A 25,289-nucleotide genomic window follows, 5' to 3' on the forward strand; every position below is an offset into this window, starting at 1 on the left:
ATTTTACCTCTATGAGACTTGTTCGCGAGAATAGGTCTCTTTTTTTTTATCACCTTATCTTTACACTCTCCATGCCATTAGAGAATCGTTCAAGTCTGGTATTCATACCCTCTATCAGGGAATATAAAGCACCGCTCTCGTTTATCAGTGAATAAATAAGGGCAACATTTCTGTCAATGCTACTAAGGTGTCCTTGTATGCCACTGACTTGTTGAATGTAGTTGTTCCAGTAGTCGGATACAAACTGCTCCTGTATTATTCGCATTATAGAAACGTCTTGCCTTAACGCGTTCACATAACCTGCAAGCAAATTACTTGTTTCCTCAGCCGTTCCCTGTATACCATTGCCGAGAGTAGATGAGTTATTGTCATTGAACATAGATAAGCCGGCATCGTTCCAAACTTTCTCCATGGTGTTCATAAACTGCTTGGCAGCTATCATTGTCTTTTCTCCCTCACCTCCAGTACCAAAGAAATCAGCAACTATCGCAGAAACTCTCTGAGCACTTACGACGGGATTGTTAGGGTCAATAACTCCACCAGTAGTAGTGCCATCAGAGTTCTTTTTCCCGAACAAGGATTCCTCAAGGGCAGTAAACATCGGTTCGATAAACTTCAACTGCAACATTTTGTTTGATAGCTGCTGAAGTATCGTCTTAACGGTATCTCGATAAGCTTCGGCCATAGATGTGCCGTTCTCAAAGGCGGTGGCAAGCGCATCGCTTATCTGTTGCGCCCAACTCTTGATGTCTATACTCCATAGCTCTTTCGCGAGATCCTGCGTGAAGTAATATATCTGCTCGTCAAGTTCGGCAATCTTCTTCTTGGTTTCCTCAATGTCGGACTGAGACTTTTTCTTCTTAGTTTCTTGCTTGTTCAGCTGCTCCATATAGTTATCCCTCTCAGCTTTGAGGTTCGCAAGCTCTTGACTGTAACCGCTTCCTTGATTGTTCCGAGTATAATACTCAAACATATCTTTCTGAGCCTTACTGCTAAAACCTTGCCCGAACCATGTACCTGAAAGGAAACCTTTAAGTACCCTTCCTTTCGGGGAATACAAAGAAGCCATGGAACGTCTTATATCTCCGCTGTCGTAACCAAGTTCTCTTTCTCTGAGCGAAACTATCAAAGCGGTGTTATCTGCAATCCTTGTAACCTCTTCACGCAGTTTGACTATCTGTCTTTCAAGCCTATTGTCATGAGCTTGGTTGAAGCCACTTATCAATGAAGTTACCGCTCCTATACCTTCCGCCCCCGCAGTTATGAAATCTCCGTTCTTATATGCTGCAAACGATGATTTCACGTGAGAGGACATGTTACCGATTGCGCCAAGGTAATCTCCTACTGTTGACATCGTATCACTTTCAACACCAAATGAACCAAGCATTTCCTGTAGATAACCAAAGCCTTTGACTGTGCCTTGAATAGAATCATCAACAGCATTAATGACTTTTTCGATTATAGTCATCGTCATATTGAAATTCTTGGCACTTGCTACCATTGACTTGCCGCTATCTATCTTTTCTGTCGCAGCTTTCATGCCTTCTGAATCCCCTGCCGCCTTCGCTTTCTGGTAATCATAAGCACCTTGGTTAATCATATCATTGCCTTGGTTTATCTTTCGCTGCATACGATCATCCATTGAACCACCAAGCAATCCTTTGTTGTACCACTTGGTTGGGTCTTTGGTCTCCATGTCTGACATTATGTTGTTGACTTCGGCTATCTGTTTTGCATAATCAGATGCAGAAATTGCACCTGTTTTCATAGCTTCATTAAGTCTATACTTAATTTCATTAGCCATACTTCTAATCTCAGAGATTGGAGCAGACATCATGTTGTTGAAGAATCTACTATATCCGCTAGATGCTTTTAGAGCTTCCAAATTAGCAGAGGCGGTAGCGCGGTCAATAGCCGTGTACTTTTCCTCAAGAGAAAGTTTGGGATTATTTAATATATTAGCCTTAACTTCTTCAAGTTTATTGACTATTCTCTGTAGTTGAGACGCATAATCCATAGCTTTCTCCATGACGGATTTATATGCTTCTATACCAGATCTTTCAACATCTTTATTAAGCTTTTTCAGTTCCTCAAGGCTTTCGACTATGCCTTTTATCTTTGTATTGTAATCTGCAAGCCTTTGCATGTACGCCGCGTCACTCTCACCATCTATAGGTTTAGGGGACAGTTTTTCACTAAGATAATTCTGAATAGCTTTACTGTCCATATCGTAAACCTTAGAAAAGTCAATGTTAGGCATTACACTCTGTATTTGTCTTTTAAGTTGCTCGGCCTGGAATCTGTTATTTGCGTCCTGCATCGTCAAACCGGATAAACGAGCCGACAACTCTCTATTTCCGGTTGATTCAAGCAAGGATTTGAAATTAGCCCACTTTTCAGACATATCGCTGATGTTTTGCTTCATAGAGGAAGCATATTCCTCGCTCTTCCTTTGCATCTCGTCCCAATCGAAATCAGTTAGCAATGACACTGCCTGACGGAATACTCGCAAAGCCTCCTGTCCGTTATTCTTGGACTTGTCGTTCTTCTGTGCTTGATAACGCTTTAGGGCATCGTCTTTTATCTGTCGCACGTACTTAGCATAGTCGGCAACTTGCTTTACGTCGAAGTCCATTGGCAGCAGTTTGTCGGTTTTCCACTCCTTGAATATATCTTGGTAACGGCTATTCACCTTGTCAAATGCAGTGTCCTTGCCGTACTCCTTACGCCACTTCTCGTACCAGTCATAGGCTTCTTTCATGATGCGTATGCGCTCGTCCCAACGCTTAGCGAACTCATCCTTCCAAGCCTTGCTACCTCCTCCATTCTTTTTACTCTTCGAATCTTCGGGTGGAGTCATGTGATAAGTTTCATACCATTTCAGCGAATCAGCCTTGTCATTAAGGGCTTTGTTATAGGCCTTTATAAGATTGGTATCAGTTGGCGAGAACGGACTCGTGTTTGATATAGGTTTGTGCTGGGGATTCCATTTAGTCGAAAGAAGATTATTCTCCTTGTCAATGACAATTTCTGGTGCTCTCTCACCTACTTTACCTATTATACCAGCTCTTTTCAACGCGTTTCCGTATCTTTCAATATCTTCGAGAGATTTCTTATACTTAGGATCTACCTTTGGTAAATCAGTTCCTATGTCTCCTGTGATACCTACTTCAATCATCCACGTCTTGTTACAGATCGCCTCCAACTGCTTTTTTACCTCGTTGATTTTAGCTACGGCTTCAGCTTGCTCAACATCAAGTTTAATACCGAACTTTTCTTTAGCGAGCGCGACTATCCTGTCACGTACTTCGTCGGTAGAATCAGTAGCCTTGCCCACCATCTCAGCAAGAGCAATGGCAACGGCTTGTCTTTGGGCATCTGTAAGTTTTTTGAAGTCCCAGCCAAGACCTGACAATTTGTCCTTCATAGATTTTATGGCATTGTCAAGATCTTGCTCCATGTCCTTATAGGCAAGTCTTGCTGAGCCGCCTTTCATCATGACTTTATTTAATCCTAATTGCGTGCCAACACCCATTTGATTCCTCATGGCAATTTGAGCGTCTTGGAATTTTTTTGCATCATCAAGGAGCATTTGAAGCATTTGCATATTAGTCATTGCCGGACTTCCCTTTTCTTTCAACTTTTTGTTAGCGGCAGCTACTGCGTCGCCAAACGATTTTACCGACAAGGCAGCTTTCAATCCCTCTTGAGCCGCTTTCTCGTTGTCTGAAATAAAATCAGTGATGCTGTCCTTGTATTCCTTATACGCCTTTGAATAATCATTGATATTCTCGATAAGGTCATCATTAAACCACCCGCCCGTGCTTTCAAGCGAGTAATCCATGACTTCTTTCATATCGTTGTTAATAATTGCATAAGCCTTATGAAGAGTGTTAAGACTCTCTTCAAGGGAGTCGTATTGCGCCCTCAAATTATTAACTACACCTCCATGATCGGCAAAAGCATCATTGAGCATTGTGTTAGGGGTTGCTGAATATTCCTTGATGAATTGCTCGGCATTATCCATCACAGACTTTATACTTGCTTCGTCAAGGGTATCAAATGCGGGCAAATACAGGCGAGTATTTTTATATTTCTCGTAATTATCAGTAAGGTCTGCTTCGTATTTTATTTTCTTACCCTTATCGTCTGTATCTTCTACAGTTCCGACAATACGAGTGCCGTTGTTTGAATTTACAAAACCTTTAATGTTCTTCACGCCCTCGCGACCAACTGTGTTAATGCTTTCCTGGAGTTCTTTGGCCCTTTCCATTTGTTCATTATGCTTAGACCAAAGATATGTAGCCGCCGACACAAAAGTCAATAGCCAAGTCATCGGGTTAGCGGCTAAGGCGAGGAAAGAAGCTTTCAGTCCTGCCATGGCTATTTTTAGCCTTAGTATTCCTGCTTGCCATGCAGAGAGCACCATCGTGCCTCTTATCATTTCAGCGTAGTAACGTTTCTGTGTTATAGTAAGGTTGGACTGGGCAATTGCACAGAATGCTTGTTGTTTTGTCAACTTACCCAAGGCAACGGCACGAGACAACTCTTCAGCAGACAATTTCTTGTTGCTGATTGCGAGTTGAGTAGTCGTGATGATTGCCGAATGTCTTGCTGTGGTATTTGCATTCTCAGCGGCCGTAGCAATTCTATACGACTTAGCAATATTCAAGGTGGCTGCGTCCATTCTTTGAGCCGCCTTCATCGCCTTTAACGTTTGTACCGCATTAGTCCCCAATGCGGAGTTATATGCTATGGCTGCAATTTTAGCTATCCCCCAAGCACTGCCAGTTGTTATCAAGACAGCGCCAATACGCTCCCATTTTTTTGTCAAATCGGTCAAAAAGGAAGCAAGGTCTTTCAATCCACCACCGACAAGATCACTCTCGGCCATCTTACCGTACATAATATCCATTGCATCCTTCAAGTTCTTCCACTTTGACTTGGTTGACTGAGAGATAGCCTCCTGCATATTGTAGAACATACCGCCTTCGTCCGTCAAACCTTTTATGACGGAGATAACGTCCTCGTAGCCTATCTGCTTGTTCGATACTCGCTTACGGATGTCCTGAGTAGATACAAGGCGACCTTCTCTCGCACTGAGCATGTCCGAGAGCTTCTGTAGCATAGGTATGTTGTTCATTGCGAACTGACGGAGAGTGTAACCTGTCAGTGCACCTTCTGCACGGACATGACCGAGAGCCAAAGCCAAACGACCGACGTCTGTTCCTGCGCCAGCGGAAATATCTGCAAGTCGCTTTGTCATATCATACAACTCGTTGTACTGGAAGCCAAAGGCAGACAATTGTTTGGTGTATTGATCGAGTTCAACTACGCCGAACGGAGATTTTACTGCAAGTGACTGTATCTGCTCGAACAACGTGTTGGCTTGTGCGGCATCGCCAAGGATGGATGCGATTGACATACGCTGATTCTCCAACTGACCACCAATCTCTATGATGTTGTTGAGGAATTGCTGCGTTCCGTACAACGACAAGTACTGCTGCGCCATAGACTTCAGATCTGAAAGCACTTGCGACTGCCCCTTTGCGCTTTGGGAAACCTTCTCCATTTCCGCTGCAAGCCGTTGTTCTTGTAGGGTAAGCTCATTAGATGCTTTTGCCGCTTTGTTCTTGCTATTAGCATTACGTTCCAGCTCATTGCTCTGCTGAGTAACTGCCTTGGCTGCGGCTTCTGCGTCTCTGCTTCCTATGATAAAGCCTGGGGTAGACACAATCTCGCTTGTCGTTTTTGACCACCGTACATCATTAGACATTTGGTTGAGTAACTGAACATATATATTCATTATTTTAATAGCATTTTGCAGTTCAGATGTATCAACTCCGAGTTTTGCACCTCTGTCGGCAATTTGTGACCACTTATCTACCTTACGAGTTAAGGCATCGGCTTGTATCGCAGCCTGTCGTTGGCTTTCTGCCCTCTTTTTGTTTCGACTGCCGCTTCCTTAGCCGCCGCAGCCGCTTTCTTATTCGCCTCGGCATTGCTTTTGTCAATGGCTTTCTGAGTCTCCTTGTTCAACTTCTCTTGGGCGACGGTCAATTCCTTTGTGTCTGCGGTCATTCGCTTATACTCGAATTGCTTTGCGCCAAAAAGTTGGGTATCTCCAAGCCTTGTCTTGTCAGTAACAATCTTGTTTATCTCATCGAACATGCCAGATATGCGCTTCTTGGCTGCGTCAAGTTGGTCGGTCGGAAGATTAAGCCCAACTGATATAGCCTTTGCCATATCAATCCTTCCCTCCATCTTGATAATATCCTCCATCATCGCGGTATATCTGCGGAGATTGCGCTCTGCATCGGCTTGCACGGCTATGAGCCTGTTAGCCTCGCCTATCTTTTGGGCAAAGTCACTGCCAAGTAGTCCTGCCGCAAGCGTTGCGTTAGGCTGTGCGTTGACTTTCTTGTACAGAGTATTAATCTCGTAATACAAGTCACGCAATGGCTTAACGTCTAACCTTCCGTTACCGCTCTGTATAGCACCTGTCAGACGTGACATAGCACTTTCCATGTCGATTGACGCGTTCATAACCTTTGTAGCTGCGGCTTGATAGTCATTGGCTTGCTTAACAAAGTCGCTCGTGTTAGACAAAAGGGCTTTGTAGTTTCTCCCGAACACACCACCAAGGTCATTAGCCGCCAACGCAGCCTCGTCATTTTTTAGCTTTAGCAAGCGGTTCTCGTACTTCTGCAAGAATGTCAAGAAATTCTCCATTCCCGACACGTCCATGCCACTGCTCTTGCCTATGGATATTGCTTCAATCATCCTACCGCGGGCTTCTTGCAGACGATACATAGCCTCTTCCACCTTGTCAAGGTTGCGACGGTAGTTTTTAAGCATTTGGTCGCCTGACATATTACTTGCCCCTTCACTAATACTATTGAGCTGGAAGCGTATCTTGCTGATTACCTCGCCAAGTCCAGTCATAAAATTCTTCATGCCCTCGTCCTTGCCGACAGTACCCTGAAACTTGACAAAAGCCTCAGAAAGCTTATTCATGGCAGCTGCGGTATCTTCGATACGCTTCTTGTATGCAGTGAAATTATCATCACTGATAGTCTCCTTCATCTTGTCTATCTGAACAATAAGGTTTCGTATGCTGTTGCTGATAACAGCAGATACCATATTCATCTGATTCTGGACTTCGGTAAGGAAATTTTGTTCACCTCCCATATGAACAAGGGATTTGTACGAGTTCTGAACTATATCCAACTGCTCGTAAAGGCTTTTTGCAAAATCATTTTTGCCAACTTTTTTTTGACTCATAGACTGCGAGAATTGATCCCAAAGAGTCTTAATCTGTGATATATACTCTTTAGTACTCTCTACGCCGACCTTAGGTAAATCAGCCATCGCAGAATTAAAGGCATTGCCGAGTTCCATTACCTGCTTGTAATACGAAGTCATTTTGCCTGTGTTATTAATAAGATGCTCGCTACTCAATCCTTCGGTCAGTTGCTTCATGTACTTCAGTCTGGTAATGAGATTGTTCAAAGATTCTACGTCGGACCATTTATTAGAGCCTACAGACGTATTTTCTTTATTTGCCTTAGCAAGAGCCTCCTTCGCCTTTGTAAGTTCCTCAGTGGCTTTCTTTTCGGCTTCCTCGCTTTCCTTCACCTTTAGGCGGGCAGCTTCGATTTCCTTTGCGCTGGCGGCTTCGTTTGCCTGTATCTTAGCAAGTCTTTCTTTGGCTACGGCAAGTTCTGAGGCTGCGTTAACTTCAACCTCTGTAGCCTTTGATATGGACTCTTTTAGTTCTCCAATTCTTTTGTCGGCATCGTAAGCAGCCCATACGTCTGGTTTCTTTAACGATGGCAGCGCATAATTAGGATTTTCTTTCTCGAACTGCTTCCTTAATTCAACCGCTTTTTCAAGAAGGTTGACGATGTATCTCCAGTACTTGTCTGAATCACCATCAGTGATATTTTGTCTGCCATATTCACGACGATATGCCTTAGCCATTTCGAGCATGTGCTCAAACTCAGACGAACTCGTAGTCCTGAACATTTCCTTTGCCTGGTCTCTTGTTCTACCAAAGACATCACCAAGGGCTTCTGCGCTTTTCCCAATAGCTATGATTTGTTTGTCGAATATGCCAAATCCATCAACATACGAACGATGAACCTCCTGACCTTTGAATAAGTCCAGCAACGGTGAATGCCCAGAGGCTCCGCTACCAAGCATAAATTGACTTTTCACTTCATAGTTCATTCTCTTGAACTTATCAGTATATTTAGCAAAGAAAGCATTAAGGTTGTCCTCTTCGTTTCTAAGGTTAAAATAATTAGTCTTTACCTGCTGCTGATTTTGCTGCTCTGCTATCAAAGAGTTAAGTCTCTTAACCGCCTCTGCGTGCGCATTGGTGGCATCGGCCACGGCTTTCTCTGCCGCAGCACGACTCATAGCCTCAGAAGTACCGCCCGACTGAAGACTCTGTAGTTCTTGCTCTGCGGCTACACGCTTAGCCATAGCTGCATTGTATTCAGCCTCATACTTCCCAATGGTTTTAGAGATAGAACCGATAGCACTATACGGAATAGAACTCGGAGAAGACAACGGCACGTTAGCCTCCACAAAACTTTCCATAGCCGCGCGATACTTCTGCTTTATCGTCCACACCTTATCCGCATAGTCAGATGCACCTTTGTCAAGGACAGACAACTCCTTTTGCCTTTCTTCTAATATTTTTGCAGCGAAAGAACGGTAATTTGAGCGGTATTTTTCAATTTCTGCCGCCGGTATCTGGCCCAATTCTTTAAGGAAGCCTCTCTCTTCTTCAAGACGGCTCTTTATACTCCCAATGACGGTATCTGAAAGAGAACCTTCAGGGGATGAAAGCATGCTTTTTAATTTATTAATACGATCCTTGGTTTCTTTGGGCAAGGAAACAAAGTCCAGCACCTTATTCGCCATGGAAGAATTGGACTGTTGAGCTATAAGATTGTTGAGTTCTGCCTGTGCTTCCTTGCGCAACCTGGTAGTGTTAAGAAGGGCATCTTCAGCATTCTTGACTGCCTTTAACTCATTTGTCATATCCCTTACTTGGCTTGCCGACTGCTTAGCCCCTTCTATTATTTTTGCAAAATCGGGCAGTTGAAGGTTAAAGCCTTCAAAACTCGACTTCAGCATTCTTTGAATGTCAGGAAACCCGTCAAGAGTGACCTTAACCTTTACGTCTTTTAGCTCGTAAAGCTTTCGCTTGATTTCATCGAGCCTTCCCGAAGCCTCGTCCTTTATTTGGACGGCGAATTTTAATGGATCAAAATTACTCATAAGTACTTTTATTTATTATTTAATTGTTTCGCAAAAATAGCAATAATAAGATACGATATATCGTATAGTACACAAAACTAAGCTGTTACAACTAAAAAAAATAGTGAAGAGCGGAAAATCCACCTCCACTATATTGTTTATTTTAAATCCTCGGAGAGAGGAACTTTCTCGCCAGTGGAAAGGAATTTGCTAAGACTCCAACCTCGCTTCTCACGAGCCGCCTTGCGCTTCTTCCATTTCTCCACAGTGGCTATCAACTTTTCTGGGTCAGGCTCGTAGCCTTCATCTCCTGGTTTCTTACCTTCATTCTTGTCCCTCTTCTTATAGGCAGTGAAAGGCTGGTCGTATGCCAACAGCTCTATTTGCGCAATCGTATGCCCACAACGATATTCAAACATCGGGATTCTTATAAGCCCAAAGAGAAAATACCTTGGAGCTACAAGCCACGGCCATCGCTCTGCTGCTGTTCCGAACGCTGCGCCATATCTTGTGCGTGAAGGAAAGCTTCTACTTCCTTCGCTCTCATTGTCATCAGAGTAGCCTTTGCCCCTATCAACAACGTGGTAGCTTGATAGAACTGCATCTGCGGTATTTTTTTTTTACCCAAAAGCAACAACGGCTGCAACTCCGTAAACGAGTAATTCTTAACAAAATAGAACCAACGCCACAAGAACCAATAAAACAACTTGAGCTTAAGCCAGTTGTTAAGGACATACACCGCGGCTATCTTACATGCAAGGCGAGAATCTTCGCATATAGCGTCAAGGGTGTCGTTATCAGGAGACTCGTCCACATACTTCTTGCTCAGCAATATACGAGAGACTTTCTCCATCTGAACTCCATGAAGCCAACGAATCTTGAACTTACGATTCCTAACCTTTACAACGGTAGCGTCATTATCCATGAGGCTTAAATACTCCCTCTGCTCGTCATCAGTGGGTTGTTCTAATATCTGCTCTTCATCCTTTTTCATACAAATTATTTCTTAGGTTAAACAATAAAGGGCAGTGGGCTTCTATTCCCACCGCCCCAAACGGATATTTTAGAATGAAGAAGCGCCGTTACTCAGCAGCAGGCTCCAAAATTCCGAATGCATCTGAGTCTGCACCAGCAACCATGTCACCAGTGAGAACTACACAGAGAGGCTTCTGACTTGCATCGAACATGGTCTGTGCCATAAACTTGCACTTCTTGATATAAAGGAGCTTGTCTTCGGTCTCGTTGAGAACAAGCATTCCAAGGTAAACGGCCTTCTGAGTTGAAGCGAACGCCTTGCCCTTAACGGCATTCTTACCTCCAACAGTGAAGCCGGAAGGAAGCGTGAGGTTAACGTCAACTCCCTCAGTGCCGTACACGGTCTGAAGAATACTTGTCTCATGGCAAGGAATTTCGAGCTTAATCTCTCCATCTCCAGGAGTGAAGGTACAAGTCCAAGCAGCGTTAAGACCCTTGATCTTGAAGCGGTTTACACTTGGTGAACCAGTGTCCCAACTGAATCCACCGTCATCGGAAACAGGGAACTCCTGAAGGCTGTCCTCGGAAATAGTTCCAGTTCCGCCGGTAGTTTTGATACCACCCTTTGCAATGAATACGGAAGATATTCCGCTGAAAACATCGCTCTGATAGTCTTGCTTTTTTTTCATTGTCATAGCGTTGATATTTAATTGTTATTGATGTTGATTATCGTTCGAACATTAAAAGTAACACGTGTCACATTGAATCCGTAATTATCGCTACCCATCATGCTTACAACGGGTCTTGTGAATACAGACACTTTGCCTTTATAGGGTAGCTTCTTGCGAATTTCGTCTGCAAGTTTCGTCTGCAAGTTAATATTCATCGTGCCATCGGGTTTCGCCTTTACGTAAAGGTCTACATACCCATAAGTAGTAAGCGAGAAATCCGAATTACCAGCTGCGAGGTCGTATATCTCGTTCTTAAACTCAATAGACACAAACGAGTTAAGCGAAGTGGTAGTAGTCTTAGGGCGGCCTAAATATACCGCCTCGGCTATTCCATTAAACGCTTGCACTGCGTCTGCATATATCAGATTTATCAACGGTTTGTCGCTCATAGCTAATTTACTTTAATAAATTCAACTGCTGTCCGTTCTACCCAATTTCTTGTTGCAAGTATACCCGTCGTCTGCCTCTCGTTCTCAACAAAACTGGCATATTCTACAGGATAACAAATAACTATGTGAAACAGAGACCTACTCTTGGGTTTGTAACTCGCATAGAAATTGATGGCATCGTCTAAACCCCATCCTTTGTTCGTCTCAATTTCAGGTTTGTAAACACTTGGTGTTCCGCTATAGTCATTGCGAAAAACGTAATGCCTCTTCGCTCTGTACGACATCTTGCGGAATTTGGCTACCCTTACCCTCGTTATCGCGGAGTTCGGAGACATACCAGCGTAAAAAACCTGCCTTGGTTGTCCGTACATATACAAGCCTACGACGATTGAGTTAAGGAGGTTTCCCGTGAAGTTGTGTGAGCCATTAGCTTTCATACGTTCATTAATGGCAGTATTGATGATGGCATCACACCATTGCATCAGCAGGATTTCCGTCCTCTTGAATATCTCCTTCTCTAAGGCTTTTGTCAAAGCGTTGGCTTGCTGCCTAATTTCTGACATACTTCCAGACTATATGAGTTCCAAAGTTACCTGGGGTCTTGTCAAGAACATTGCCAGTTTCAATATAGCCTTTGCGCCACACGGTTATCATATCCCCTTCGGCAGGGGCGGTCTCTTCCGTCCACTCGTCCTGTTTTATAGGCAATGCGAGACCTCTGTAAGAGGTAATCACATCTCCATTGCCCGACACAGTTTCTCGGTTATAAGACCGGCATATTCCCTTGTAAATGATTTTTTCGCTTTGCGCATTACCTTCCTCAGTACCGATATTGTCAGCCATTGGATCGTTATTCAATCCAACATCTTCCATAGGAGCTGAGTTCACGGCGCGAACGATTTTGCACGTGTGAGGAAACCTTGGGTTTATGACATCTGTTTGGTTCATCGTCTTTTGAATGTTCTTACGTTCCTATGCCCTCGACCAACAAAACCCCATTTTGGAGCTATTGATTCAAGAGCCTCGTCGGAAATACCCCATTTTGATAGGAGTTTACGGGCGAGAACAAGGAACTGTTGCAACTGCTGACGAGACCATATCTCATTTCCTTCGGAATGCTCCCAGTCTGCATCTCTATCAGTTACCTTCTGAGATGAAATTGGATTCATGGCTATGCGCTTATAGAGATACGCAACGGTCAAGTCCTTGCCTCTCTCGTCAACCTCTGCAAGGGGTGTTCTCTCCTCGACGTTCGAATCTGCAAGAATACCTCTCATAACCTTATCGGAGATTTTCGAGTTAGGCACTTGGCTTTGCACGTAATCTTCTATTGTGTACGCCTTTACGTCTTCAATTGCTTCTATTTCCTTGTTCTCTTCCATGACACTACGCTACTTTAGAGAGTTGCGGTATAGCAAGTAGCAATACCGATTTCACGAATGTTAGTGAACACTGGGGCTGCGTAGAGTTCGCAGTCAACGATATTCTGGATAGGACGTTCCTCCCAAGTGTTGAGGATAGCGATACGCTGCTCAACAAGTGAGTAGAGGTTGCTTGCGTTCATGCCGCCCTGCTCCATACGATCCTTGTAGATGGAGTTCATACACTTCATCTCGAAAGGAACAATACGGCTTGAGCATGCCACCATGTTGTGCTGGTCGAACGCCGGTGCATCATTGACTGCCTTACCATCCTCTTCGTGCTGAGACTTGAAGTCGATTACATCGAAAGGCCAGATATACATGTCGTTGTGCATCCAGTTGAGCACGTCCTGCTTGTTCACCTTCACATTGTCTGGGTTGTAGTAGTTCTTAGATGCCACAAAGTTAGCCACTACTACTGGATGGCTCAAGAGCATTTCGAGAAGCTTCTTAGACATCTTCCAGTGGTCAACGGTCAGATTAAGAGTGTCGGTCAGATACTCCTGCCAATCCTTTATGTCTTTGATAGGGTCAGCAGTATCGTTTGCAACAATCTTGGAACCGCTCTTAACGAACCAATCCTTGCCGTCGTCTGGGGAAACGAAATGGCTATCCTCGATTGGGAAACGGAAATCGTAAGATGTTCCATCGATAGATACTTCCTTGATGCCTCCGGTCGAAAGAGCCTGCAAGGTCATGTGAGAAAGCTGGTTATGAATACCACCAAGCATGTTAGAGGCATTCTGAACGAAGCAGTCAACGAGACTGAGGCCGAACGCATCTCCAGTGAGGCGAGCTACCTTGCGGAGTTCAAGCATATCGTCTTGATCGATAGTAAAACCATGGCCTATCTTTGGGATAGAGCCTCCGTATGCATTCCAACCTACGGTATTACGCATCGGCTTAGGCGAGTGAGTACCAAGTATAGAAGCACGAACAAGGATAGGTATCTTCTTGTTACCCTGCTTCCACTCGCGGTCATCAGTCGGGCGACCCCACTGTGCGTAACGACGCCAGATTGCAGTGTTGTACTTTTCGTTGGCAGTGTCGAGAATGACACCGAAACTTTCTGCGTTAAGGTAGTTGCGGAGACTACCAATCTGATAAAGAGTGTTTGATCTTGCCATTGTTTACCTCCTTCTTTTACTTACGTTTAGAGAAACGGAAGAAGCAATCATTCTCACGGAGAGCCTTCTTGATGACATCAGGGAGAATAGGAATGCGACGTTCCAATACTGGAGTGCTGTAAACAGCAAATGCACCTTCACCATCGCACGCAAAAGAATCTTCGTCAACGCAGGTGTCATAAGGAGTAAGGGCATTAGGAACGACCTTAACCTTCTTTTCTGCGGTTGCCTCAGATAGAACCTTGCCTACCGATATGCCGGAAGGCATCGTGCTAAGTTTCAATACATCAACGTCTGATGCACTCGAATCGATTTCAGTCACCTTGGCTGAGTCAGAAGCAGCTACGGAAAGGTCAGAGCCGAGGATAATCAGCTCCATGCCCACCTTTGCGCGAGTGCCTTCAAAACCTTTGGCTACTGAAACCTTACTGTTCTCGTTGTCTACTGCCTTAACCTCAAAGAGGTAGAGGGGAGTGATGGTGCGCTTTTCAGCAGACTCATCGCAGTAGACTGGAGTACCGGCAGGGAGCACATTTCCGCTCAAAGGAAGTTCCTTGAGGTTGAAAGTGAAACCGCCGGGAAGCAATGTGGGCTTCGATTCGAAGCATCGAACCACTCCACCCCAACTTTTCGACCATTTGGTCTGATTGTTCATTGTTCCAGATCTCATAACAAATCAAATTTAAAATTACATGAATGATTTCATCAAGTCTTCTTGGTAGGTAGCTTGCTGTTTGGCGTTCTCCTGTTGCTGCTTGATGTATGCCGCTATTTCAGCGGAAACCTCATTGTTGTTACCTGGAGTTGGCTTACCTGCAAGGGGTTTGACACCATCACCGAAATAACGCTTGTAGCGTTCCTCGTAAGCCCTTTCGGCTTCTTTTTTAAGCGACTCTACGTCCAGCGTTTCGCCATAGGTAATGTCCTTGAGGGCATCTTCGATAGTCGGTACGCTAAACGCTCCTTTGCCTTTGAGGTATTCGGACAGAATAGACTTGACGCTTTTGAGTTCTTGCTCGCGTTGGTCTTGCTTGCTTTTCTCGATGAACGAGTTAACGGATGCTGTTAGCTTGCCTATGACTCCATCTTCTTTTGTAAGCCCCGCAAGAGCTTCAGCCACAGCGTTGGCGATTTTCTCGTCGACAGTTTTTGTCTCGTCGGGCTTTGGCTCAGGCTTTGGTGCCGGATTAGTTTTCAGATAATCCTCGATAGCCTTCTTCTTAGCCTCCTCGATTTGTTTCTGTACTTCAGCCTCGTGCTTGGCATTAAACTCTGCCGCATACTTCTCTGTGAAGATTTTGTCATCGTGACGTTTCTGTCCAGCAAACGTTGAAAGGATGTTGACTGGTTGCGTCCACGTGTCATCCGTTATCTTGCTGTCGTCAGCAAAGGCCGGAAGAAACATATCCACAAAAGCACTGAAAGTTTGGTCGCTGATTGCACTTGACTTGTCGTCTCCAAGTTTTGTGCGAAGTTTTTGAATGACAATTTCTTTGTCCATTATGAAAAAATTTAAGCGTTAATAAATTTTCGGCTTCTACCACCGATGTTTACTATCGCAAAAGTATCAAAATGAGAAAAGTGAAAAATATTTGCTATGTAAAAAATGCAAGTTTTATATGCAAAAAACTTATTATAAGCATTTTAAGGCTACTTTTGTGCGAATTAATTTAAAAATTTATGGAAAAATTCTCAGGTTTGTTTACTGAAGCAAGACAACCTATCCTGACTGCGGAATACGTCGAGAAACTACGTGCCGAAAATGAAGGGAAGAAAAAGTCAAATTGCTTCATTGCTCAGAAAGGCGCACAAGAAACAGACCTCCATACAAATGTTGACATTCTCGTTACGGGAGGAAACCGTGGAGGTGGTAAGGCAAATCCAAAGTATACGCCGGTGGCTGTACCTAACGGATTTAAAAAACTTGGCGATCTTGAAATAGGTGATGAGGTATGTACCCCCTATGATGGAATACAAAAGGTGTCGGGTATATACGATCAAGGTTACAACAGGACGTACATGTTTTATTTTGATGATGGTACGTCTGTATCGTGCATGGATAACCATAGATTCCTCGCAAGGATTGGAGACTATGGGAAATTCCAAGTTATGAATGCGAGGGAAATAATGCAAAACTACAAAATCGATGCCAAGCCTCCTTTTTCGCTGAGGAAAAAGGCAGTAGGTTTTGTGGAAATTCCTCTTTGTGGAGAAGTAATTTTCAACGAAGCAATAGATCCCATAGAACTTCCCTTGCACCCTTACATTCTTGGCCTCGCAAGCGGTTCGGGACGAATGTGGTTTTCAAACAAAGGGCTTCTGCTAACAAGGTCAAAATGGGACATCGGATGTCTTGGTGCCTTGGGTTATCGCGCAAAATACAATAGGGATAATGGTTTTTACTACCTTCGCGGCCTTACTTGTGAAAACAGAAGGAAAATTACCCTAAGACGTGTAGAGCAAGATTCCTTTATTCCGGATATGTACATGTACTCGTCCGTACAGTCTCGATGGTGCTACCTTCAAGGTGTATGGAGAGTGTCTGGAAAGATGAAAAACAGACACCCCTATATTGCCCTCCCAAACAAGAAGTATATCCAGCAAATTGCTGAGATGCTTCGTTCACTTGGAGGCTGGGTAAAGATGACCGAGGTAACTGACGACCCTGAAAAAATCGGGTGGTGGCAGTTAGCTATAATAATGCCCGATGACAGGAAATTCTTTGCCAACGAAAAGATAAAGGAAAAAGCTAACGAAAACGCAATCATTCCCAAATCACCCCAATCTGCCAACATCCTCACCAAGAAATTATTGTATATCACCAAGACGTTAAACGTTAATGACTGTAGATGTATTGAGGTTACAGGGAGGGATCATCTATATATGACTAAGGATTACGTTGTTAACCACAACACCGTTACGATGTTGATGAAGCCGATATATGATATTGACAAAAAACATTTTAATGGAATTATCTTTCGAAAAAACAAGGATGACTTCGCAAATATTGAAAATGAAAGTATAAGGTGGTTTGACAAACTCGGAAAATACAACAAGTCAAAAGATGATATGACATGGAATTTTAAGTCTGGGGCAAAATTAAAACTCAGTACTTACGATATGACATATCCTGATTTCGACGTTAAGTACCGAGGCCAACAATTTGCCTATATAGGTATCGACGAGTTGCCGCAGATGCCTTTCGAGTTTTTCAAGTTTATCATGACGTGTAGCCGAAACACTATCGGAGTTCGTTCGCAGATACTTGGTACTTGTAATCCAGACCCGCTGAGCTGGTTGCGCAAATTCTTGGACTGGTGGATAGGCAAAGAAGATACCATTTACTCTGACGGACTTAAACACCCCGAACTAAAAGGATATATTATCCCCGAAAGAGATGGTGTGATACGATACTGTTATATGCCGACAGAATCGGTAGACGATATTGTATGGGGTGATACCCCAGAGGAAGTCTACGACCAGTGCCGAGAAACAATCGACGCTGCTTGGGACGACTCTCTTGAAGAATTTGGATATGACAAAAAAACGTTTGCCATAAAGTCTGTTACATTTGTCAAGGCCGCATTATATGACAACAGGGCTTTGCTTAGAGAAGACCCTGCGTACATAGCAAACCTTCTCAACCAGCCTCTTGATGTAAGGATGAGGGAGTTTGACGGAAACTGGGACGTTATAAAAATTAGCGACGACCTTATCAAGAGCCAACATTTTGATAAGATTTTCCAAAACGCCCAGATGCTTGGAGATAAGGTTAGACGGGCTACATGTGACGTAGCCGGCGATGGTGGCGACAACTGCGTAACGTGGTTTTGGATTGGTTGGCATGTAGTTGACGTATTCGTATGTAGGCGAGACCCTTATTCTACCGCCTCTATCCTAAAGGCCAAGCTATTGGAATGGGGCGTGCTTGAAGAGAATTTCGCCTACGATCTTAATGGTATGGGACAAGTGCTCAAGGGTGCATTCCCGCGAGCCATACCTTTTAACAATCAAGAGGCAGTAGAGAAAAAATTCAAGTATATGTACGACAACGTAAAGTCGCAGTGCGCCTACATGTTCTACGAGGCCACCATTACTGCGGCATGGAGTATGGAGACATCTTTGCTTGAAAGGATGTATATTGTCGGCAAAAGTAAAATGAAGCTCTATGCGATACTACAGCAAGAACGAAAGGCTATCAAAAAAGACGAGAGCAAGGAGGATAGAGGATGGTGTCTCATACATAAGGAAATGATGAAAAACAAGCTGCTTGTAGGACACTCCCCTGACTTCATTGAAGGATTACTTATAAGATGGGTATTTGAACTAAAGAAGCGCACGGTGGAAATTCCCAAATGGTGTAAACCAAATGCCAGGAATGGAAACATTTTAGTAAGAAGAATAGGATTCAAACGTGTTTAAAATGTAATCATAATGGAAAATATCGAAAAATTCAAGGTTGGCGAGCTTCTTGTTAAGAAACCGTTCTTTCGTACTATCTCCACAGGAGTGTACGATCACCCAGTCATATCGGGTAAGTTGAATATGGCTCCCGTACCGAACGACAACGTTGAAAGGAAACTTGTGACACAAGAGGATTTTCTTAGGGAACTTGATCCACTAGGCCATGCCATAAATAACAGGGAATTATTTCCTGATATATGGAGGCAGAATGAAGAAGATGGCAAATGGTACATAGAAGAGATTCCAAGATACGCTATCTCTTACGAACTCATTATTCTCACCAAACACCTCACGCACTTATGTGGAAATGACGTGCGCTTTGAATTATCCGACAAGAAGGTTACTGACGAGACTAACGAAATTTACAATAATTTCGTACTCGGCTGGGCTAACAAGAATATGGAGATAGCATGGTATAAACTATGCAAGTCGGTAAAATCAACTGGAGATGGAGCTATCATAGGGTTCCTCGATAATGGCAAGTTTGGCTGGAAGGTCTTGTCTTTCGCTAATGGAGATATTCTATACCCGCACTACGACAAATATACTGGGAAACTGAAATATTTCGCTCGTAAGTTCTCGGAATATGACGAAACAGGTGTACAGCTAAAAGAGTATGTGGAGGTTTGGGATGATACCAACTACTACAGGTTTGCAAATAACGCAAAAGCAAATAACATAGTAGACAAGGTTAAGAACTTATTTAAAGTATCGGGCTTTGAGCTTGAAGAGTCGCGCAGACATGGATTTGAAATGATACCTGTCGCATATTATAGGGATGATTTCGGACCGTGCTGGACTTTCTCTCAGGAAACTATAGAGAATTACGAGATTGCATTCAGCAACCTTGCGCAGAGCAACCACGACTTTGGACTGCCTATTATGTACCTTAAAGGCGAAGGCTCTGAGGAAGTATCTTCAAGGGATCTCTCCTACGCTTCCAAGATTATGCTACTTCCGACCGATGGAGAAATAGGATTTGTCAACAAACAAGATGCCTCCGCCGCGTACAAAACAGAGATAGACAAGCTGGAGGAACTGATTTACAAGCAGTCATTTGCCGTAAAAACTCCTGAGTTAAAGTCTGGAGACACACCAGGCGTATCTCTGAAAATTATGTATTCTGATGCTTATGAAAAGGCAATGATTGACTCAAACGAGTACGATGAGGTACTTGACACACTTGTGGATATATATTCTTTTGGCTACGGTGTTGAAAGCGGAAATCAGCTTGCGTTCAGGAATACTAATATCCGTCACTACATAGAGCCGTATATCCACAGAAATGAAACTGAACTTACAACCAACCTTAACACCTCGGTTGTTGGAGGTTTCTTATCTAAGCAGACTGCCTCTGAGAAATCTCCTTATGCTACTCCTAACGAATGGGAGCGTATACAACGAGAGAATAAGGAGGAACAGCAGCATGAGCTTCTTCTCCAAGAGGAAAAAGTCAATATCCAAAATGACGCTAACGTGGAGATGCAGGAACAATTGGCTGATATTGAGGTGCAGAAGGAAGAGAAGATTATTCAGGCACAAGAAACTACTACGGCCACAGAAGACAACGGCAAGACAAAACCCAAGGTAAGTCGAAAGAGAAAGTATTCCGTGGCTACCGGACGCGGCGCAGGCAGGCCCAACAAAAGCGGGCGCAAGTACGACGAAAACGGAAATTGGGAAGGTCGGCAGAATTGGGATAACTGGAATAATACGCATTGATTATGTCGGAAGTAACTATAACGCTTGACACAAGGCTTTATCAACCTCCTACGGCGAAAGACATTACGGAAGGAAAGCAGTATGTCCTTAAACGCAATGCCAACGCCAACGAGTTAAAGAAAACCATCGACGGCATTCTAATGAATGCTGTCGGTGAGATTTTCGAGCTTATTTACAAATATCCACAAAAAGGGAAAAACCTCTCATTCAGCGAAAACAAAACGCTGGAAGAAGAGGTGCAGGAAGTCCTTGACGATGCTGAGCAGGAGATATATGAGCTTATACAATCCTATGCCCTTAATTGTACAGAGGATGAGAAATTCAAGAATATGCTCCTTCTTTACATCCTCTCGCTTGGACGCGGTAATAGAAACTTGCGGACTACCCTTCATACATATATGAAACGTTTTATGTACGACATCGAGGCTTTGGCCGCTGCTTACACAAACAAGGGTTATTCGTACACGACTGCTGTTACAAAAGCCAAAACCTCCATACATAGTGTTTACACACAACCGGAAGTAAAGGAGGCATTTTCCGTGCCTGGAATGAAGGCCATATATATTGCAAGCAAAGGAATACACTACGACTTTGAGACCGGCAAAGGAACAAGGGGTATTTCTAACAACGGCATTATAAATGTCATAATGATGGCAGAAGCCACCGTTCACATGGCATGGATGCGTGCTGAAGGGCTGGAGTTTGAACAAAAGGGTGCGGCAGGATATTACCAATTAAGGGGTAGTAACTATCCATGTGCTGCGTGCGATGAGCAAGTAGGCTTCCATAAGGGCATTGAGGGGATATACACCGACCCGCTGGTGCATCTTCACTGCTGCTGCTACAGAATACCTATATATCCACAAAACAATTTTACGAATGGAATTATCAACATCATTTAAAAAAATAGCCAAGCAGTTCGGTGCATCCGAACAACAGCTTTTGATGGCCGACCTGATAGCCATCGGTTACTCGGAAAACGATGCTTTTAACATCGCGCACCCAGAGAACATTACATACACTATACAGCAAAACAACAATTTGCGTCAGAATATAGTGAAGACTCAGAAATTCAGAAGTCTCGTGGCAGAGAGAAAGGATGTCATACGTAACAGGATTGGAGATCCCACCTCTGAAGACATCCAACTGATTGGCACAGACGAGGTGGCGAAAGAAATTCTTCGATCTGCATACGGACAACCTTCTGGCTCAAAAGAAAGAGCCGACCTCATGGCGAAATATCAGGAAATAGTTAAGAAGAATGAGCAGTCTGACGAGAACAAGGAGCAATTCCTTATGTTCTATTTCCCTGTATGCTGCGACAAATGTCCACTAATGACCGAATATAAGGAGAAAAAGAAAGATGAAAGACTGGAAAGGAAACAAGAATAGTATATTCAAATGCCTTGGCGCATCGAATCACACTGAGAAGGAAAGGGAGAAGAACGATTTCTACGCGACATCACCTATGGCCTTGAAAAAACTCATGGATGAAAGCAATGGGTATCAACTTCCATCAGTCGTTTACGAGCCTGCGTGCGGGACTGGCTGTCTCAGCGAAGTTCTTGCCAAAAGCGGGAGGAAAGTGTACTCATACGACATAGTTGATAGAGGCTACGGAGATGGCGTTAGGGATTTTCTCAATACTAAATGTTTGCCCGATGACTGTAAGTGTATCTTAACTAACCCGCCCTATAGCATGGCTATGGAGTTCGTGTTACACTCCTTGAAGCTATTACCTGAAAATGGTATCTGCGCGATGTTCCTCAAAACGACATTTTTAGAGGGCAAGAGACGCTTCGATAAGCTTTTCTCGGTAAATCCTCCACGTTACATATTTCAGTTCGTTCAGCGCGTTCTCTGTGCGAAAAACGGCGATTTTGACGGCATGGTACGAGGGGGGGGGGTCAGCGGTCTCTTACGCTTGGTTTATATGGGAGAAAGGTTATAGGGGCGACCCTGTAGTGAAATGGTTATAAGAAAAATCGGGATGCCTAAAATGACATCCCGATTTTTTATGACTTCAGTTCTTCTTCTGCCGCATCACCCGCGGCATCGGCTTTTGCATCTTCCTCAGTGTACTCGTCATTGGCTTTTTCCATTGCCTTAGCGTCTCTGTGGATAGAATCGAGCCATTTCGCTTTCAAACTGTCCACAAGGCCTTCATACTCCTTGTGGCTCTCACTCTCAGGGTCGAGGACTGACGGATTGACAAAAGCTATGCACGACAAGGTTACTGCTTGTTGCAGGAACACGTCAGGCTGCGTTGAGACTATCTCGATATTCCTGAGTATGTTCAGCACCATCGTGTCGTACTCCGGCTTGTTTTCCTCGATAAGGTCGATAATCACGCGGAACAACGGAGTGTACTCTGTTATGCTGATCCTGAAGTTTTCGTCGACATCACGAATAGACACTGACGCATACGTCCCTGGGTCTACAAACTCGTTGATGACCAACTTGCGGTACAACCTCAAACGGAAATTGCCTAACGCAAATTCCTCTCTGTAGGTTATTCTCTTGAATTTTGTTCTTGGCATTGTTGTTATTTTTTATTTGTCGTTGATTTCTTGCCTCTTGTTGCACGAGGCTTCTTTGCTACTTGCTGCGCCTCTGGTTCCTCGTCAGGGGCAGGCGAGATGGCCTTGCTTTCTTCTTGGCGGGACTCTTCTTCTTTCTTCGAAGCGAAGAACTCACTGAGAGCCTTTGCCTCATCGTCGAAGCCAGCCGCAAGCAATGCAACAAGCCTCTCGTTCTCTGGGAGGGCGTTGATTTCATCTAACCTCGCGGCCCGCTTCGCCTTTTCCTCTGCCAGTCTCTCGTCCCTTTCCTTTGTCAGACGTTCGGCAAGGTCTTTCATCCCCATATCCGTGAACTGCTTCAACGCCTCCTCGTAAGGAAGTGCCGAATATTGATTGTACACTTGCTCTAATTCACTGTCAGGGAATATCACTCCTCCCTTGACACCCGTAGAGCCTGTCCTCACCTGCATGATATCGACGGTGAGCTTCCGTTCTCTTCCAATTCTCATGATTATACTTTTTATGTTTGACAATTATTACTTATGGGAGCCTCGGCAATATGCCACGCGGGATTTGCCGTCAGAGCATCACGAAGTCCTCTACGTCCATATAGTCTATGCCGAAATTCTCAGCACACTTCAAGTCGCTGTCGGAAAAACAACCAGGCTTACCAGAAGCGTCGCCTATCATCATCATCATCGACTTGCTCATAGGGTCGTAGTACTCTTCGTATAAGTCCTCCAGCATGCCGGGGTTCGGCTTGCGACACGGGTGGTTGCTGTCGGACGAAGAGCACCACACCGCCTTGACGTTTACGGAACAGTACTTCTCTATAAATTTGGCAATGCAACACAACTTTGCCACAAAATCCTCCTTGTTGACAAACTTGGGTATGCCAGCCTGGTTGGTTACTATCGCAAGGTGAGTGAAACAACCCAAGTCCTTCACCTTGTCAAGGACATCCTTCCTTATCTGGAAATCGGTAACGTCCTTCGGAAACACGGCCTTGCTTACTGTCTTTATCAGAGTGCCGTCAAGGTCGCAAAACAACACTCTCTTGTTTTCAATGTTTATCATATCTGCTTATTTTAATGATTGTACGTGTGTGTTATCTATTACTTTATGGCAAAAGGTATGTCCTCGTCGCTGTAGATGTCGTAGATGACACCGCCGCTCTTCCTCCTGGACCTGAAACCAAGCTTGCGCATCTCCCGCCCGAAAGAGTTTATCGTGACCGGCTCAATGCCGTTAAGCTCCGCAAACGACTGGTATTTCGTATACAGCACGCCAGACGAGACGTACTTGGGCTTCTCGTCCCACATGCCCGAATACACTCCCTGTCTGTAACCGTTGTCATCACAGAAAAGCTTCACCGACTGGCCGTTCTCTATCTCGTACTCCCTGATGGACTCACTCACGCGGGCGTCAGGCACAAGGACGTAGCCGTCGGCGGCAAGCTTCCTCAGACCCTCCACCACCCAGTTCCTTATGCCAGGCAACTCGGACATCATCTTCGTGACCAACTCCCTGTCGATACACTCGCGGCGCACCCTCGTACTGAAGCTGATGACGATAAGCCTCCTGACAAAGGCAGCGTCCATAGCCCTGTTAGCCGGCATCCTGTTCATGTTGAACACAAAGAAAGGAATGTCAAAGGCGGTCTCCGAATCCTTGCCTATCCTGCGAACCTCCTGGGGCTCGCCAGAACACAGGCTCTTGAACGTGTCCGAACTCTTGGTGATGTCGTCAGCCTGTATCTCGGAACAGTAGTTGAACACCTTGCCGACAATACGACCGATGTTACGCATCCTCAAGTCTACATTGGGAGTGACAAGATGACCCAACGGCATGTACGAGATGTTCTCGGCACCGTACACGGCCTTCACCATCTCAAACACAGTGCTCTTGCCGTTACCGCCACCGCCGACAAGCCACAACGTCTCCTCTATCTTGTGGCTCATGTAACGACGGTCACAACAACCTAAGCCAAGATAACGCTGCAAAACCTCTATGTCACGAGGCTTGAGGATCTTCGACAAAAAAGAACACCACAAAGGACACTTCTCGCCAGGAAGGTACGGATAAGACAATACAGAGGTAATCGGCATACGCTCAGAGAAATCATGCCTCACCGGATTGCTGATGTCGGAGAAATCCCATACGCCATTGTAGAAACCAATGACACAAGGAGACTGCTCCAACGGAGACATCGAAGCTCCATCACGGGCAGCCTGCAAAAGGCGCAACTCACTCTTGACTACATCGCCCTTGGGGACATTCAGACTGACAAGGGCTGAGTTAATAGACGCTTTCAGGAGAACAAAGTCCTTGTCAAACGATACCCAACAACGACCGTCAAAATAGTATACCATACCATGCAGACCACGGAAACAAGCACTCGAAGCACGGGTGACAACATCCCTGTAACCATACAGGCGGTCATCGTAACGAGACTCCTGACGAATACGAGTCATCTCGGACTTGTTGACATGTGACAGCAGCTCGGCACTTACAGCGGCAACAATGCCGTAATTCCTGTCTGATGCACTATTGCTCAATTTCTTAGCCATATACAATAAATAAATAAAAAATCAAATCAATAACTCTAAAATGATGATTATTTATACATTTCATACACTGATGCAAAGGTAATGCCTTTTATTTA

General features: G+C 44.4%; 21 protein-coding genes. 5 read left to right on the forward strand and 16 right to left on the reverse strand.

What is annotated here, in order from left to right; translation table 11 throughout:
- Positions 1-49 precede the first annotated feature (49 nt).
- The 12 genes from CIK98_RS06040 to CIK98_RS06095 all read right to left on the reverse strand — a co-directional run bounded on the left by CIK98_RS06040 (position 50) and on the right by CIK98_RS06095 (position 15,417).
- Complete coding sequence (locus CIK98_RS06040) at positions 50-5,806, reverse strand: tape measure protein (RefSeq protein WP_094383366.1); 5,757 nt, start codon at positions 5,804-5,806, stop codon at positions 50-52.
- 89 nt (positions 5,807-5,895) lie between these two features.
- Positions 5,896-9,294, reverse strand: a complete 3,399-nt coding sequence (locus CIK98_RS06045; RefSeq protein ID WP_094383367.1) for a hypothetical protein — start codon at positions 9,292-9,294, stop codon at positions 5,896-5,898.
- A 137-nt stretch (positions 9,295-9,431) separates the two neighbouring features.
- Complete coding sequence (locus CIK98_RS06050; RefSeq protein ID WP_094383368.1) at positions 9,432-9,692, reverse strand: hypothetical protein; 261 nt, start codon at positions 9,690-9,692, stop codon at positions 9,432-9,434.
- 38 nt (positions 9,693-9,730) lie between these two features.
- Entirely contained in the window at positions 9,731-10,267 is a 537-nt protein-coding gene (locus tag CIK98_RS06055; RefSeq protein ID WP_094383369.1) for a hypothetical protein, read from the reverse strand.
- 88 nt (positions 10,268-10,355) lie between these two features.
- Positions 10,356-10,937, reverse strand: coding sequence for a hypothetical protein (locus CIK98_RS06060; RefSeq protein WP_094383370.1), 582 nt, complete (start codon positions 10,935-10,937; stop codon positions 10,356-10,358).
- 17 nt (positions 10,938-10,954) lie between these two features.
- Positions 10,955-11,368 (reverse strand): hypothetical protein, encoded by a 414-nt coding sequence (locus tag CIK98_RS06065; protein WP_094383371.1) that lies wholly within the window; start codon positions 11,366-11,368, stop codon positions 10,955-10,957.
- Between the two features lie 2 nt (positions 11,369-11,370).
- Positions 11,371-11,931 carry a hypothetical protein gene (locus tag CIK98_RS06070; RefSeq protein ID WP_094383372.1) on the reverse strand — a complete coding sequence of 187 codons (561 nt, stop codon included), beginning with the start codon at positions 11,929-11,931 and terminating at the stop codon, positions 11,371-11,373.
- The gene (locus CIK98_RS06075) at positions 11,918-12,316 is read right to left on the reverse strand and encodes a hypothetical protein (protein ID WP_094383373.1); all 399 of its coding nucleotides are present in this window, start codon (positions 12,314-12,316) and stop codon (positions 11,918-11,920) included. Before CIK98_RS06075 ends, CIK98_RS06070 begins: the two co-directional genes overlap by 14 nt.
- Positions 12,313-12,750 carry a hypothetical protein gene (locus tag CIK98_RS06080; RefSeq protein ID WP_094383374.1) on the reverse strand — a complete coding sequence of 146 codons (438 nt, stop codon included), beginning with the start codon at positions 12,748-12,750 and terminating at the stop codon, positions 12,313-12,315. Before CIK98_RS06080 ends, CIK98_RS06075 begins: the two co-directional genes overlap by 4 nt.
- A gap of 14 nt (positions 12,751-12,764) precedes the next feature.
- Positions 12,765-13,916: a major capsid protein gene (locus tag CIK98_RS06085; protein ID WP_094383375.1), complete on the reverse strand. Its 1,152-nt coding sequence runs from the start codon at positions 13,914-13,916 to the stop codon at positions 12,765-12,767.
- A 16-nt stretch (positions 13,917-13,932) separates the two neighbouring features.
- Complete coding sequence (locus tag CIK98_RS06090; protein WP_094383376.1) at positions 13,933-14,571, reverse strand: hypothetical protein; 639 nt, start codon at positions 14,569-14,571, stop codon at positions 13,933-13,935.
- Positions 14,572-14,604: 33 nt separating this feature from the next.
- The gene (locus CIK98_RS06095; protein ID WP_094383377.1) at positions 14,605-15,417 is read right to left on the reverse strand and encodes a hypothetical protein; all 813 of its coding nucleotides are present in this window, start codon (positions 15,415-15,417) and stop codon (positions 14,605-14,607) included.
- Positions 15,418-15,596: 179 nt separating this feature from the next.
- Between CIK98_RS06095 and CIK98_RS18660 the strand changes: the two genes are divergently transcribed.
- The 5 genes from CIK98_RS18660 to CIK98_RS18665 are packed head-to-tail and all read left to right on the forward strand — an operon-like array spanning position 15,597 to position 22,053.
- Positions 15,597-18,338, forward strand: a complete 2,742-nt coding sequence (locus CIK98_RS18660) for a terminase large subunit domain-containing protein (protein WP_253249655.1) — start codon at positions 15,597-15,599, stop codon at positions 18,336-18,338.
- A 12-nt stretch (positions 18,339-18,350) separates the two neighbouring features.
- Complete coding sequence (locus CIK98_RS06105; protein WP_094383378.1) at positions 18,351-20,102, forward strand: phage portal protein; 1,752 nt, start codon at positions 18,351-18,353, stop codon at positions 20,100-20,102.
- Positions 20,103-20,104: 2 nt separating this feature from the next.
- Entirely contained in the window at positions 20,105-21,004 is a 900-nt protein-coding gene (locus CIK98_RS06110) for a hypothetical protein (protein WP_094383379.1), read from the forward strand.
- Positions 20,982-21,494, forward strand: coding sequence for a hypothetical protein (locus CIK98_RS06115; RefSeq protein ID WP_094383380.1), 513 nt, complete (start codon positions 20,982-20,984; stop codon positions 21,492-21,494). Before CIK98_RS06110 ends, CIK98_RS06115 begins: the two co-directional genes overlap by 23 nt.
- Positions 21,466-22,053 carry a hypothetical protein gene (locus tag CIK98_RS18665; protein WP_253249656.1) on the forward strand — a complete coding sequence of 196 codons (588 nt, stop codon included), beginning with the start codon at positions 21,466-21,468 and terminating at the stop codon, positions 22,051-22,053. Before CIK98_RS06115 ends, CIK98_RS18665 begins: the two co-directional genes overlap by 29 nt.
- A gap of 64 nt (positions 22,054-22,117) precedes the next feature.
- Here CIK98_RS18665 and CIK98_RS06125 read toward each other — a convergent pair whose 3' ends face one another.
- The 4 genes from CIK98_RS06125 to CIK98_RS06140 form a co-directional block, all read right to left on the reverse strand.
- Positions 22,118-22,642, reverse strand: a complete 525-nt coding sequence (locus CIK98_RS06125) for a hypothetical protein (protein ID WP_141210428.1) — start codon at positions 22,640-22,642, stop codon at positions 22,118-22,120.
- Positions 22,643-22,647: 5 nt separating this feature from the next.
- Positions 22,648-23,133 (reverse strand): hypothetical protein, encoded by a 486-nt coding sequence (locus CIK98_RS06130; protein WP_141210429.1) that lies wholly within the window; start codon positions 23,131-23,133, stop codon positions 22,648-22,650.
- A gap of 70 nt (positions 23,134-23,203) precedes the next feature.
- A complete protein-coding gene (locus tag CIK98_RS06135) occupies positions 23,204-23,701 on the reverse strand; it encodes an HAD-IIIA family hydrolase (protein WP_094383383.1) in 498 nt (165 codons plus the stop codon).
- Positions 23,702-23,739: 38 nt separating this feature from the next.
- A complete protein-coding gene (locus CIK98_RS06140; RefSeq protein WP_094383384.1) occupies positions 23,740-25,194 on the reverse strand; it encodes a phage/plasmid primase, P4 family in 1,455 nt (484 codons plus the stop codon).
- Between the last annotated feature and the right edge of the window lie 95 nt (positions 25,195-25,289).

Source organism: Prevotella sp. P2-180 (genome assembly GCF_002251435.1).
Taxonomy (GTDB): Bacteria; Bacteroidota; Bacteroidia; order Bacteroidales; family Bacteroidaceae; genus Prevotella.